The 14,984-nt window shown below is 42.8% G+C and carries 11 protein-coding genes; 5 read left to right on the top strand and 6 right to left on the bottom strand.

The features are described 5' to 3' along the window. Window positions 1-80: 80 nt before the first annotated feature. From AAEY80_RS08805 to dnaA, 6 genes are all read right to left on the bottom strand, one after another. Window positions 81-710, bottom strand: coding sequence for a manganese efflux pump MntP (locus tag AAEY80_RS08805; RefSeq protein ID WP_201608723.1), 630 nt, complete (start codon window positions 708-710; stop codon window positions 81-83). A 62-nt stretch (window positions 711-772) separates the two neighbouring features. Further along, on the bottom strand, window positions 773-2,254 hold the full coding sequence (locus AAEY80_RS08810) for a DUF6880 family protein (protein ID WP_350588204.1): 1,482 nt from the start codon (window positions 2,252-2,254) through the stop codon (window positions 773-775). 126 nt (window positions 2,255-2,380) lie between these two features. Next, on the bottom strand, window positions 2,381-4,960 hold the full coding sequence (gene gyrB / locus AAEY80_RS08815; RefSeq protein WP_350588221.1) for a DNA topoisomerase (ATP-hydrolyzing) subunit B: 2,580 nt from the start codon (window positions 4,958-4,960) through the stop codon (window positions 2,381-2,383). Between the two features lie 564 nt (window positions 4,961-5,524). Next, window positions 5,525-6,739 carry a DNA replication/repair protein RecF gene (gene recF / locus AAEY80_RS08820; RefSeq protein ID WP_025651996.1) on the bottom strand — a complete coding sequence of 405 codons (1,215 nt, stop codon included), beginning with the start codon at window positions 6,737-6,739 and terminating at the stop codon, window positions 5,525-5,527. Window positions 6,740-6,933: 194 nt separating this feature from the next. Further along, window positions 6,934-8,109 carry a DNA polymerase III subunit beta gene (dnaN, locus tag AAEY80_RS08825; protein ID WP_025651995.1) on the bottom strand — a complete coding sequence of 392 codons (1,176 nt, stop codon included), beginning with the start codon at window positions 8,107-8,109 and terminating at the stop codon, window positions 6,934-6,936. A gap of 205 nt (window positions 8,110-8,314) precedes the next feature. Continuing rightward, window positions 8,315-9,760 carry a chromosomal replication initiator protein DnaA gene (gene dnaA, locus AAEY80_RS08830; RefSeq protein WP_025651994.1) on the bottom strand — a complete coding sequence of 482 codons (1,446 nt, stop codon included), beginning with the start codon at window positions 9,758-9,760 and terminating at the stop codon, window positions 8,315-8,317. A gap of 611 nt (window positions 9,761-10,371) precedes the next feature. On the opposite strand from dnaA, the gene rpmH reads away from it, so the two are divergent. From rpmH to mnmE, 5 genes are all read left to right on the top strand, one after another. Continuing rightward, complete coding sequence (rpmH, locus tag AAEY80_RS08835; protein WP_007394757.1) at window positions 10,372-10,506, top strand: 50S ribosomal protein L34; 135 nt, start codon at window positions 10,372-10,374, stop codon at window positions 10,504-10,506. Between the two features lie 185 nt (window positions 10,507-10,691). Then, complete coding sequence (rnpA, locus tag AAEY80_RS08840; protein ID WP_025651992.1) at window positions 10,692-11,063, top strand: ribonuclease P protein component; 372 nt, start codon at window positions 10,692-10,694, stop codon at window positions 11,061-11,063. Between the two features lies 1 nt (window position 11,064). Next, complete coding sequence (gene yidD / locus AAEY80_RS08845; protein WP_025651991.1) at window positions 11,065-11,439, top strand: membrane protein insertion efficiency factor YidD; 375 nt, start codon at window positions 11,065-11,067, stop codon at window positions 11,437-11,439. A gap of 219 nt (window positions 11,440-11,658) precedes the next feature. Continuing rightward, window positions 11,659-13,350, top strand: a complete 1,692-nt coding sequence (gene yidC / locus AAEY80_RS08850) for a membrane protein insertase YidC (RefSeq protein ID WP_025651990.1) — start codon at window positions 11,659-11,661, stop codon at window positions 13,348-13,350. A 173-nt stretch (window positions 13,351-13,523) separates the two neighbouring features. Then, window positions 13,524-14,969: a tRNA uridine-5-carboxymethylaminomethyl(34) synthesis GTPase MnmE gene (gene mnmE / locus AAEY80_RS08855; RefSeq protein WP_350588205.1), complete on the top strand. Its 1,446-nt coding sequence runs from the start codon at window positions 13,524-13,526 to the stop codon at window positions 14,967-14,969. Window positions 14,970-14,984: the final 15 nt, after the last annotated feature.

The raw sequence follows: 14,984 nt of genomic DNA on the forward strand, positions 1-14,984 counted from the left end.
ATCTTCGACTTGCGCCGTGTCTGGAACAATTTTAGCGATCAGCAGTGTTCATTTATGAATGTTCAACACGCCCTAGTTATTTAGCCAAAAAACATGATTTTTATACCAATTAAAATAAGCACCAAACCACCTAATGCTTCGGCTTTATCCTCTAACCATGTACCAGAGCGCCAGCCTAGATAAACACCGAATAGCCCAAATATAGCCGTTACTACAGCGATAATTAAACATGCTAACCATGCATTCAATGCCAATAAATTAAGGGTAAACCCTGCCGCCATCGCATCAATACTGGTGGCAATGGCGAGCGTAAACATAGTGCGATGATTGATACTGCCGTTTCCATTGCCTATGGCGGCAACGGTATCACCAGTCGTATCAATAGTACCAGCCTTTAGGTGAAGCGCACTGTCTACCGCATCCTCCCCATCACCAGTAAACACCTCATAAAGCATCTTGCCACCGAGACCGATCAGTATAATGCCACCGATCCAAGGTGCAGCAGCAGCCAACCAGCCTAAAAGTGCTGCGCCTAACAAATATCCAATCAATGGCATCACGCCCTGCGCAATACCAAAATATAACGCCGCATAAACAGCTAAACGTAACAAATACTGCTTGCTTTGTTTTTGCGACTTAGCACCCAGCCCAATCGCGACAGCAAATGCATCCATGGCTAAAGCGATAGCCAGCAACACAACTTCAATCATTTTGGTGTCCACTTATTATAATGATTTATCTAGTGAAGTTTCACGTGAAACATCACATCGATTTAATCGTTTACCTTTTCCCAAAAACTACGCTTTTTGCCATGCTTATCTTTAAGCGTAATAACATATTTTTTATGGGTTGCAAGTTCGCTGTAAGGCTTAGACGATTGACTAATAACCGTATCAAGCTTTGTTAGACGGTTGAAGTAGCGAGCCGCGTGACCATAGGCTTTGCTGCGAGAGCTGTCTAGAATATCATTAAGTAAAGTGCGATAAATAATAACTTGAAGTAAATCAGTCTCAGCTGGCAACTCCTTTAACATGCCGGTTAGCGCTGTATAATGTACATCAGCAAACTGGCAATAACGGGCAACTGCGACCTGATTGGCAAGCTCAACCTCTCCTATTTCTAGCAGTAGTGATGTTGCCATAAATACATTTTCTTGTTGCTCTGCCAGCTCATAAGCTCTTTTTCGCCACTGAGCTTGCTGAGCAGGACTGGCCTCAGCCATGATAGCTTTTAGCCTTAAAGGGCTTGGTTGCAGCTCAAATACCTCGCCTAGCACTTCCATGAGCGCATCGGTATTTTTTTGCATGCGATATATGTGACTTAGCCAATCCAAGCGTCTGGTCTTATCTAACAGACCATCGCTTTGCCACTCTTCATTTAAGTAGTGTAGTGCCTTATCAAAAGCTCTTTGATTTAGCAAAAATGTTAGCAACTCTTCTAATCTTCGAGGATGAACTGGTCTAGTCTCTTGCATCTCAAAAAAGATGGTTTCAAAAAATCCCACATCACCTAGCGCCCTTGATAGATTTTTTATGGCGATCTCAATTACCATTTTTTCATAGTTAATCGAAAAAGCATCATCGCTTAAAGGGCTGTTTTGCCTTTCATTGAGCGTATCTTCGTTTGCCTTTTTTGTTTGGATATTCTCACGCTCTTGTTGATAATCAGCGATCAATCCACGTATCTCAGGCTCAGATAACAGCTCATTAATATCTTCTAACAAACTATCTTTAGTACCATAATCATTATCGTCAGCCAGCAATTTTACTTTCTTTATCCAAGCATGGCTGAGTATATCGCGCTCATCAACAGGTATGTCTCGCTTTTCTTGCTCATAGCATGTGCTAGCCACTGTCAGCCAAGATGCAGTCAAACTCCTATAAATATCACCAACATAACCGTTGGAATCATCAGCACGCCCTAAGCTAGTATTAGTAGATTCTATAAATAACTCAAGTAACGTCAAGCATTCTTGTGGTTGCTCAGGATAAAGGCTCATTATGTCACTGGCTAAGTGCTGAAGCTCAGTAGCAAATTCGCTAGACTCCCAGTAATCTACAAACTTCCTTCGTCTTCTAAGTCCTTTTAGTGTAGTGGTTAACTTTTTTATAAGTTTAGGCTTATCTGATTGTAATAGCAGACGCTCAATTTTTTTATCGAGCATTTTATCTACACCATACACATCAGAAACAAAATCAATTAAGGCCGTTTTTGATAGTTGTGACAAATACTTCTTTTGTTCTGCGTTTAGCATAGTGTTACCCTCACTATTTTACTGGTAATGTTTCATATGAAAAAAGCCACCTTGCGAGCAAGATGACTTTATACCAATAAATACTTATATTCAAACTTCAAGGTCTATAATTTCAAAGCTTAAAAGCTAAATATCCAAATTAGACACTGTTAGCGCATTTTCTTCGATAAAGATACGACGTGGCTCAACGTGATCACCCATTAGGCAGGTAAACATATGATCCGCCGCGATAGCATCTTCGATCGTGACGCGTAGCATGCGACGGTTTTCAGGATCCATAGTGGTATCCCAAAGCTGATCAGCATTCATCTCCCCTAGCCCTTTATAGCGCTGGATTGCCAAACCACGACGCGCATCCAGCATCATCTGTTGCCAGAGATAATCAAAGTCACGCACTGGGATATCTTTGGTCGTACCTGCTGTTGCCTCACGACGGATAAAGGCATCTTCCTCAAGTAAGGTGTTCCATTCAGCCGATAATCGTAGCAACTTGGTATATTCACCTGAGTTGATAAAGCTTGTATCTAGCAGATAATGGTGGGCTAATTGATGCACATAAACAGTGATACGTGGCAACCATTGTGCCTTGGCTGATAACGCCTCACTATCAGACACTGTGCCATCTGCAATTTCTACCGCAGGCCTCATACCCAATAAGTCTGCAGCGGCAGCATCCATATTCTTTGGTTGCGGCGCATGAATATTGACCAATTCAATCTCAGGGCTCAGATCACTACCAAAGTGCTCAAGCTGAGTTTGCATGGCTTCTTGCCACGCTTGCATAGCAGACTTATCGTAAGTCATATCAGTGCTAAGCTTTGGCGTATGCGTTAAAGCATCCAAAATTACCGCTGGAAAACGAATTTGCAAACGGGCTTTGATCAGCTGCGTTTGGTTATAATCATTCAATAGCGTCTCTAATGCTTGCCCAGTAATGGCAGGCGCATCCGCACTAATATGTAGCTTAGTATTGTCAATCGTTGATGACAATAGATAAGCTTTTAAGGCTTCATCGTCCTTTAGATACAGCTCTTGACGACCTTTTTTCACTTTGTATAGCGGTGGCTGAGCGATATAAATATAGCCACGCTCGATCAGCTCTGGCGTTTGACGGAAGAAGAAGGTCAACAGCAAGGTACGAATGTGTGACCCATCAACGTCGGCATCGGTCATGATGATGATTTTGTGATAGCGTACTTTATCAGGATTATATTCATCAGGACCGATACCACAGCCAAGCGCCGTAATTAGGTTGCCTACTTCCGCAGACGACAACATTTTGTCAAAACGCGCACGCTCAACGTTTAGGATTTTACCTTTTAGTGGCAAAATCGCTTGGGTCTTACGGCTACGACCCTGCTTGGCTGAACCACCCGCAGAGTCACCCTCCACGATATACAGCTCTGAAAGCGCTGGATCTTTTTCTTGGCAATCCGCCAACTTACCAGGCAAACCGGCGATATCCAAAGTAGTCTTACGACGTGTCATTTCACGCGCTTTGCGAGCGGCATCACGTGCTCGTGCTGCATCGATGATTTTATTCGCAATGGCTTTACTAGCCGTTGGATTCTCTAACAAAAAGTCGTTGAACTTATCATGCATGGCTGATTCAACAGCAGACTTTACTTCGCTTGAGACCAGCTTGTCTTTGGTTTGACTAGAAAATTTTGGATCAGGCACTTTAACCGAGACAATCGCCGTCAAGCCTTCACGCGCATCATCGCCCGTCGCCGTCACTTTCTCTTTTTTGAATAAGTTTTCACGATCCATATAACTGTTTAGACAGCGGGTCAATGCCGAACGAAAGCCTGATAAATGCGTACCACCATCGCGCTGCGGGATGTTGTTGGTAAAGCACAATACTTTTTCGTTATAAGTGTCCGTCCATTGTAGGGCCACTTCGACACTGATGCCATCGTCTTGCTCACTATCAAAATGGAAGACTTCGTTGACGCCATCTTTGCCCGCATTAATATAGCTGACAAACTCTGACAATCCGCCTTTATGCTCAAACTCATGACGCTTATCGATACGCTCATCGGTCAAGACGATGCGTACACCTGAGTTCAAAAACGACAGCTCACGTAAACGCTTGGCTAAAATATCATATTCGAAGATAGTGCCAGTAAAGACATCGTTACTAGGATAAAAGCGGATTTGGGTGCCCGTTTTATCCGTTGCTTCCATTTGCTGAATGTCAGCATCAGGCACACCATCGGTATACGTCTGATGGTAGTGATAGCCTTCACGCCAGATATTCATTTCAAGCTTTTTGGACAAGGCGTTAACGACCGAGACGCCGACACCATGTAGACCGCCTGAGACTTTATAGCTGTTATCATCGAACTTACCACCTGCGTGCAGCACGGTCATGATAACCTGCGCCGCTGACACCCCCTCTTCTGGATGGATATCAACAGGGACGCCGCGACCATTGTCCATGACACTGACCGATTCGTCTTCGTGAATGACGATATCGATCTGATCACAATGACCGGCCAATGCTTCATCGATAGAGTTGTCCACCACCTCAAAGACCATATGATGCAAGCCGGTGCCGTCATCGGTATCACCGATATACATCCCAGGACGCACGCGCACGGCTTCTAAACCGCGTAAAACACGGATATCTTTGGAGCTGTAATCAGAGGGTAACCCTTGAACGGCGGCAGGGACAATCGTGTCAACGACAGTATCCGACACCATAGCATCTGAAACTGTCGTATCGGCCGTCAATTGCTCGTAATCGGTAGGTAATGAATCACTCATGTGCATTCCTTAATCTAGCCATTATCAGCCCATCACGGGCGCACCATTACGGTGACGCCTCACGATGTTATCTTAGACTTAACGTTTTATGGTCAAAGCCTGTCATGCGTATTATTAGCTAAACATTGTTAGCTACAACTTTGTGGCATGTCATTACAGACATAAAATTAGCGCTCGGTATTTTTAATACTAGCTTCTGTTCTTTTAAACATTATTAAAGCCAAGTAAAATAAATAAAACACATATTTATCAGCCACTTAGAATTTTATAGATAATAAAAAAACTCTATATCACGCCATAAGATAACTTACTGAGAATAGGACAAAAATAAAGCCCTATTTTAGCATTTTTTTGCTTCTAAGTCACTGTTTACTGGCAGTTTTATCGTTATCTATCAGGTATTTTAAGTCGGTAAGAATTACCGAAAAATAAGAGGGTAAATTATGGATGAAATGCAAAGTTGACGAGGAGGAATTAAAACAAAAATATCAATATTTATGCTTAGTTGTCAGGAGAAATTTGACCTTGTTTCACATGAAACATATTAGGTTTTGACCATAATGTATTGACTAGCGGTACGATATCATCGGTCAAACTGGTCATAAATACTTGACAAGGCAGCTGCGCTAGCGTTGACAATAAAATCTCAATCGCCCTATCATCAAGCTCTGCAGTGATATCGTCTAACAATACCACGGGCGTCACTCGCGATTTAAAATCATTGTTAGAGATATCCGCATCTTTTTCAGTATTAAGTAGCAGCGGCAACTGTGATAAGCGCAATGCGGTAATCAATAGCTTCTTTTCACCGCGCGATAACACATTAGCGGCCTGCTCTTTTAAAACGGGCAATTTCGTGTGTATATCGCCTTCTACTGTCGTGTTTTTAGTTTCCTGCCCTTCATGTATGGCTAGCGGCTCGCTAGAGCGCCAATGGACATGAATATCGGCACGGTGGTTACCGATGCGGGTATAGCCCAGCTGCAAATCCTGTTCTAAGCGCTCATTAAGCTGTACATCGAGCGCAACACTGGTGTCGTAACCGGCACTATAGCTCAAGCTCAATTGCTCGGCATAAGCAGGCAATAACTGAGCAATGCTTTGAGCAAAATAAGGCTGCCATTCGCTAAATATTCGTTCGCGATAGTGATGGATAAGTGCCGCATGACTGCTCAGACCTCTGTCCCATGCTCTAAGCTCAGCAAGTTGAACTTGGGTCAAGTGGCGTGATTTTTTTAGCAAACTATTGCGCTGTTTTAATAGCCGTTGATAAGCTACCCATTGTGGATGAAAGCCTTGTTTCATGTGAAACACCAACCAATCCAACAGCTGCCGACGACTGGCACTGCCCTGCTCTAACATATCCATAGTAGAGGGATCTATTAATAGTGTGGGGAGCTGTTCGGTTAAGATGCTTTGATTGTAAACGGTGCTTTGATTAAGACGTAGTATCGTCGTCGCATCAGCTTGCTTTTGAATCGCTAAAGTGCTGCTATCACTGAGTCTAGCATGTACGGTTGCGCTATTTTGATGGTGCTGAATATAGCGTTTAGGCTGGTGATGACGAAAGCTCTTACCTCGTGATAGCAAGAATATCGCTTCCAATAGCGAGGTTTTACCACTACCATTCGCGCCGATAATGACGTTGCAAGCAGTGGCAGGTAGATTGACTTGACTGAGGTTACGTAGGTGTGAAATTTGTAGACGTTCAATCATAATATCGACAGCCGCCTATTTTTACCATCCGATTATTAGCAGGCAAAAGTTTAATTAATTATAGATTTTGCGAGGTTGCAGAGGTTAGTTTTAAATATGAAAACGGGCTTAAAAACAATACTACAAAGACAGCGACCTCGTCTCACTGGACAAGTGCTACCGTCTAACTGCACCGTTTTCTACAAAAAAAAGCACTATATACGCATTGGCATGATGACATATTGATGGAATTCATCATTTAGCTGATTTACTAGTACTGAGGCGTTAGATTGGCTCATATGCATTTGCAGATCCCCTTGGATGACACTTAGCACATCTTGCAAATAGGCAGCATTAAAGGACAGCTCCATCGGCTCACCTTGATACTTAGCTTGTATCATCTCAACCGCTTCGTCTTGCTCAGCGTTATTAGCGCGTACTTCCACCATACCATCGCTGGCGAAATTAAAGACGACGCCACGTGATTTTTCGTTACTTAAAATCGCGACACGGCGTAGCACATCTGTCATTTTTTCTTGATTAAATAAGGCCAATTTATCGGTATTGCTTGGCATGACGCGACGATAGTCAGGAAACTTACCGTCGATTAAACGTGCGGTAAAGGTCACCATTAGATTATCACTCACCTGCCCTGCACTATCCACTTCACCGAACGGCAAGCTTACTTGCAAAAACTCGCGACCAAAGCTTAGCGTCACTGCGTTATCTTGATCACCCAACATCTTACCAAGCTCAGAAGCCAAACGCTCAAGCTCAATCACCGCTTTGCGCGGCAAGATGGCTTGCATATTCAAATCTGCACTGACATCAATGACACTACGCGCCAATGCCAATCTATGTCCATCAGTTGCAACGGTGGTTAGCTGCTGTTGTGAAACATCAAACAGCATACCAGTTAAATAATAGCGCACATCTTGAATGGCCATGGCGAACTGGGTTTTATGAATCAAATCCGTCAAACGGCTACGGCTAATGGTCAACGGCGTGATATTTTCGGGATTGCCCAAGCTTGGATAATCTTCACTAGGCAATGTACCCAAGGTAAAGCGGCTCTTACCACTCGTCAGCAAACAACGCTCGTTTTCTTGGGTGGCAAGCGTAACTTGTGCTTGTGCGGGTAAGGATTTGCAGATATCTCTCAGTTTTGTCGCAGGTAAAGTGGTTGTTCCTGCTTCAACACAAGCACCAGCAGGCAATTTCAACGTCGATGTCAGCTCTACCTCTAAGTCAGAGGCTGTCAAAATAAGCGCTGACTCAGACAACTGTAGCTTGATATTACCCAAGATAACCATATTGTGACGTTTGTCAGCGGCCTTGGCGATCAAGTTAATAGCTTTTAATAACGACTCTCGATTAATCGATAATTGCATGCTTGGTTACTCTTATTTGAATGATTCTTTTTATATAGATGTAAAATAATGGCTTAATAATACCCTGTCTACTGACGATAATCCACAAGGTATCTGCCGGTTGGTACTCGCAATATTATAAACCATATCAACCGACTAAAATACAGTGTAACCACGGCCTAAAAATAGCGTAGCTACAGCCTAAAATTAATCGTAACATATAGCTTTAACCTGCTTGTAACATCAGAGCAAGTGTCTTGTAATCTTTATCAAACGCTGGGTCGGCGGCGCGTAGCTCATTAACTTTATCACAAGCATGCATAACCGTCGTATGATCCCGTCCGCCAAAAGACTGTCCAATCTCCGGAAAGCTATCGCTGGTCAATTCACGTGATAATGCCATGGCTATTTGCCGTGGTCTAGCAATACTACGCGTACGCTTGCGTCCCATCATGTCTTTGATAGTCACATCGTAGTATTCAGCGACCACTTTGCGGATATTATCCATATTGACGGCTTGCACCCGCATCGCGACGATGTCTTTTAGCGCGTATTGCACCATTTCAAGAGTAATCTGTGCACCCGTCAAGTTAGCATTGGCAAATACTTGATTTAGAGCACCTTCTAAACGACGGACATTTGACACCACGTTTTGAGCGATAAATAAAGCGCATTCCTTAGGGAGCGTCATGCCGTGTGATGCTGCTTTTTTCTGTAAGATTTGTACTCGTGTATCAATCTCAGGCGGATCAACAGCCACCGTCAAACCCCAAGAAAAACGCGATCTAAAACGTTCATCAAATTCCGTCATCTGCGATGGATGACGATCTGATGCCAAAATCAGTTGCTTGTCACCACTGGTAAAATCCGCAAATAACGTTAAAAACTCATTACTACTCTTGGTCTTTCCTGCTAGTACATGAATATCATCTACAATTAATAAATCTACTTTTTTTATTTTCTTTTTAAAATCTTCTATTTTATTATTTCTTAATGAATAAACCAATTGATTAATAAATTTTTCAGAAGTGAAATAATAAAAACTTTGATTGTTTTTTAAATAGCGGTGCGCTACCGAATGCATTAAATGAGTTTTTCCCAATCCTGAAGGACCATATATAAATAAAGGATTGTGACGATTCTTTGATTGACGCTTACCAAGCTCATAACAAGCCTTGTACGCAAGGTTGTTAGACTTACCAGTGACAAAGGTCTCAAAGGTAAAATCAGGATTTAGATAGCTTAATGATTTGGCATCAGCAGATTCTGCTAGGGTAGCATGACGCATGTTGGCATCGATATCTGCGCGCGCATTATTCTGATGTATGGATTCAAATTTGTGCTCGTCAGGGGGAGGGGAGGGGTTATCTTCTACAAATAGCGAACCTGACTGCGACTGATTATTGTCGTTCGACTCACGACCTGCATTATCGACCCGCACGATCACTTCCTCGATACTACCTTGACTGTGCTTGGCCACCAGCTGCTGAATATCTTGCAAATGGTTTTTTTTGATATACGTTACAAAGTAATCGTTCGGTGCAAGAATAATGAGCGTCTGCGCTTCCTGATGGGCTGATAAGGGTCTTAACCACATCGTAAATACGTTATCTTTGACGTTATAACGCAAATCGTTTAGGCACTTATCCCAAATAGTTGCTGTGTCTATCATGAAAAATAATAACCCCATAATCTGAAATAATAAAATGCCCTAAACGGCATAACTGCTCAACCAACATCCATATTGCCTATGAATATCACCTCAAAAATGCTCTTAGAGAATACGCAAAATCACATATCAAGTAGGGTGTTAATCTAACACAATACCCTGTGGATAACATCCTGTTTTTTGTGGATAAGGCTGTGGATAGTTTTGTGGATAAGTTAACAACACGAGTTATCCATATTCCACCCACAGGTTGTCCACAGGGTTACCCATAGTCTAGTATTTTGATAATAAAGGGTAATTTTGACTTAACCACAGATAATAGGCCTCCCAATAACAACAATACTTATATATATTAATAGTTAATTATTATAGAGTTCAAAGATTTCTGTGGATAACTTTCAAAAGTTTAAATTAACAAAGAAGGACTTCTAGGGAATTAAACTGGATTCACTAGCCACAGATTGATGATGCAAGAGTAATCAGAAAAACGGCTTTAGAGACGATGTACTCTACTCATCTAAACATCGATTAAATTAGTTCATTGACCAAGATACTATGCGGTGGTATAATCCTCCGTTATTACGAATTTAGTCCATTATTTTGATAGGTGAGTTATGAAACGTACATTCCAACCAAGCGTGATCAAGCGTAAACGTACTCACGGTTTCCGTGCTCGTATGGCAACTAAAAAAGGCCGTCAGGTCTTAGCTCGTCGCCGCGCTAAAGGACGTCATCGTCTTACTGTATAATTAGTAGATGACGATGAGCATGGCTAATAGTGCTTGTTGTGTTTCTATTATTTATAGATTGCGATAGTCAATCATCACAACTGACACGTAGCCATATATTAAAAGCGCCCACATCGGCGCTTTTTTTGTCTCTATATTTTATGATTCTTCTGATATTGTCACCCGCTCTGATACTAGGTTGTACTATGTCCAATACTGCTCCAGCTACCTTGACCGCCCGCTTCACTAAACAGCAACGCCTGCTGACGCCTGCAGCTTTCCGTGAGGTGTTTGATGCCCCAGAGCGCAAGCTGCACCAGAGCCATTTGATGGCTTTTATACGTACCAATGCTCACGAGCAGCCGCGAGTCGGTATGGCTATTACCAAGCGTAAAGTACCTACTGCGGTGGCGCGAAATTTAATCAAGCGTCAAATACGTGAGCAGTTCCGCGTAAAATATGCAAAACTAGAAAACAAGGATATTGTTTTCATTGTTAAAAAATCTATTAAAGATTTAGATAATAAAGAATTAATAAATGAGATAAATAATATCTTTAAAAAAATAGAAAAAAAATAAAATGAATTTCATTATTTTAAAAATAAATAAATATTTATTTTCTTTGATTTATTATTTTATTTATTTTTATCAAAAGATAATAAGTCCAATTATCCCTGCCCGTTGTCGCTATTATCCAACTTGTTCTAATTATGGTAAACAAGCGGTAGCGTGGCATGGTGTCTGGTCAGGCAGTTGGCTTTTGTTAAAACGTATTAGCCGCTGTCATCCGTTAGGCGGCCACGGCATCGATTTTGTACCGCTGCCCTTATCCTCTTATTTCTATCAATATTTATCCCCTATCGAGCTAGCGATTGTTAAAGCTCAAGGTTTATATGTTGGTAAAGACACTACAAGCTATGTTTCTCGCCTAAACCATATGATGAGACAGCCGTAAAACGTGTTAGTAACTGGATAACTTGTGGATATCTATTGAGTTACCCACAAGTTATCCACACTGTTGGTATCATTTAGGGTGGATTTTTAGTAAAATGATGCACATTTTATGTAAATGACTGCTAGTACGTTGTCACAGCGCTAATAGATAACGGCGATCTGTGGTCATGACACATGCCCTAATTTTTCATTCCCTAATTTTTTAATCTAGGAAAGGTTTATGCAAAAGATATTTCGGGTGATGATCATCATTGCGATGCTAATCACCGCTTATCTGCTGATTTTGGCATGGCGAGATGATTATGCCGATGCACCAGCTGTAGACACGGCATCAGAAGCTGCAACGTCAGTGGGTGCTGATATTCCCTCTACGACTGGCGCAGCAGGTGATATTCCGGTACAGACGGTGGATAACGTGACAGCCGATAACGGCATTGTGACGGCTACCCCTGCGAAAGATGCTGGGCTGATCACAGTCACCACTGATCGCTATGATATAAAAATCAATCCAGAAGGCGGTGATATCGTTTATGCTGCGCTTAAGCAGTATAACGCGACGCTCGATAGCGAGACGCCTTTTGTACTGTTAGAAAATAATAGTAATCGCGTCTATGTGGCTCAGTCTGGCCTGATTGGTCAAGATGGTATTGACACCGCAGAAGGTCGTGCCAATTACAGTCATACTGCTAATAATTACGTCATGGAAAAAGGGCAGCAAACGTTATCTGTACCGCTTACTTATAAAAAAGACGGCGTGACGATTACTAAGACCTTTACCTTTACGCAAGACAAATATCCGATTGATATCAGTTATCAAATTCAAAATGCCTCTGCCGCTGCTTGGCAAGGGCAGATGTTTGCTCAGTTAAAACGTGATGATAGTAAAGATCCTGGCATGTCTGACAAAGGCGCGCTAAGCATGGCGACGTATTTGGGCGGCGCTTGGGGCACCCCTGATGATCCTTACAATAAGCTGAAATTTGGTAACTTTAGTGATGGTGAGTTGACTACGACCAGTGATAAAGGTTGGGTTGGCATCGTGCAGCATTATTTTGTCTCTGCATGGACGCCTGAAAACTTCACGGGTAAGTTCTTCAGTCGTGAAACGGCTGATGAGTACTTTATCGGCTTCAACAGTCAGCCAGTCAATGTTGCACCAAACAAGCAAGTGACGTTAAATGCAACGCTATATGCTGGGCCAAAGGTACAGTCTGAGCTCAAAGATGTGGCAGTTGGTTTGAACAAAACTGTCGATTATGGCTTGCTATGGCCAATATCAAAAATCTTGTTTGCTATCTTGGAAGGCATTCATAAAGTCATTGGTAACTGGGGTTGGTCAATTATTCTACTGACTGTCTTGGTTAAAATTGCGCTGATGTGGTTCTCAAACAAGAGCTACTACTCAATGGCGAAGATGCGTGCCATTGCACCAAGACTCAAAGTGCTCAAAGAAGAGCACGGCGATGATCGTATGAAAATGTCGCAAGAGATGATGGCGATTTATAAAGAAGAGAAAGTCAATCCGATGGCGGGTTGTTTGCCTATCTTAATGCAAATGCCGATTTTCTTAGCGTTATATTGGGTACTGGTTGAAAGTGTTGAGTTGCGTCATGCACCGTGGATCTTATGGATTCAGGATTTATCAGCGATGGATCCATGGTTTATATTACCATTGCTCATGGGTGCGTCGATGTTTATACAGCAGCAGCTAAACCCGCAGCCCGCTGATCCGATGCAAGCCAAGGTAATGAAGTTTTTACCGATTATTTTTACCGCTTTCATGCTGTTCTTCCCAGCAGGTCTGGTTCTATACTGGACGGTGAACAACTTGTTTAGTATGACTCAGCAATATATTGTGAATAAAAAAGTCGACGAAGAGCAAAAGCGTCGTACCGTCAAGGTGCTTGATTAAGCAACAAGCAGTCTGCTTTATAATGAATAAAACCATCGCACAAGCGGTGGTTTTTTTATACGTCAAACCTAATGTTTGCTTATGTTGATACGTGTTAAAAAGCGCAAAATACCGCTATTTAAAGTTTGTTTTGTCAGCCTGCGCCGAGCCGTCTATAATGGAGTTTTTAGTTAATGAGAATAAGTGTGGATTCTGTCAAAGCGGCGTTAGCCCCAACTGATTCATCTGGATTGGCTACCATTGCCGCCATTGCTACACCGCTTGGGCGCGGGGGTGTTGGGGTTATTCGTCTGTCAGGCGCACGTGCCTATGCTATCGCTTGTCAGCTCACGGGTAAGTCGGCGTTTACCCCGCGTATGGCCAGCTTCTGCCGTTTTTATCAGGCTGATGGCACGACCATTGACGAAGGCTTGGTATTGTATTTTAAGGGCCCACATTCCTTTACTGGTGAAGATGTGATTGAGCTACAAGGGCATGGCGGCATGATTTTGCAAAATCAGTTACTCGCGCGCGTGTTTGAATTGGGTGCCAAACAAGCCAGTGCTGGCGAGTTTTCTTACCGCGCTTTTGATAACGATAAGCTGGATTTGGTACAAGCAGAGGCTATCGCTGATGCGATTGATGCGACCAGTGCTGCCGCTGCCAGTAGTGCTATACGCTCGCTAAGTGGTGAGTTTTCACAAAAAATCAATGAATTGCTTGAGCAGCTTATTCATCTGCGTTTACATGTTGAAGCCGCCATTGATTTCCCCGATGAAGAAGATGTTGATTTTTTATCCGATGGCGTTATACAGGCCAATCTTGAGAACACGCAACAAAAAATCCAGCAAGTCTTGGCGACCGCAAAACAAGGTCAGCTATTACGTGATGGTATTCATGTGGTATTGGCAGGTAGGCCGAATGCAGGCAAATCAAGCTTACTAAACCGTCTAGCAGGACAAGAGCGCGCTATCGTCACTGACGTCGCAGGCACCACACGCGATACGCTACAAGAGACCGTAGTACTCAACGGTCTAACGCTGCACCTAACCGATACGGCTGGCCTACGTGAGACGCAAGACACCGTGGAGCGTATTGGCATTGAGCGCGCCCGTACCGCTATTACGCAGGCTGATATGTTGATGATGGTCTATGACGTGACCCGCGACCTTGAGGAAGAGAGTACGCCACTACAGCTGGCTGAGCAGTTATTTGGCAAGCTACCAGAGGCTAAGCGATTATTGATTATTGCCAATAAAAGCGACTTATTAAATGATAATAGCGATAAAAAAACACTTTCTGCTTCACAGATCGAAATAAAGAATCGTGGTTATGAACAAGTCAATGTTTCATGTGAAACAGGCGTTGGTATCGATACATTGGTCGAAGCATTGTGTGCTAAGGTGGGTTTTCATCCGCCCGAAAACAGTCTTATTGCCCGTACAAGGCACTTGGATGCACTCAGGCGCACGGCAAATTATTTGACAGAAGCGCACGAGCAGTTAACCGTCTTTCAAGCCGGTGAATTGGTGGCTGAAAGCTTACGTCAAGCTCAGCATAGTTTGGGTGAGATTACTGGTGAGTTCAGCGCTGATGATTTACTGGGTAAAATTTTTGGCAGTTTCTGTATTGGTAAATAGCTTTGTTAAATCTTT

This window comes from Psychrobacter sp. 78a-MNA-CIBAN-0178 (assembly GCF_040309625.1).
Lineage (GTDB): Bacteria > Pseudomonadota > Gammaproteobacteria > Pseudomonadales > Moraxellaceae > Psychrobacter > Psychrobacter okhotskensis.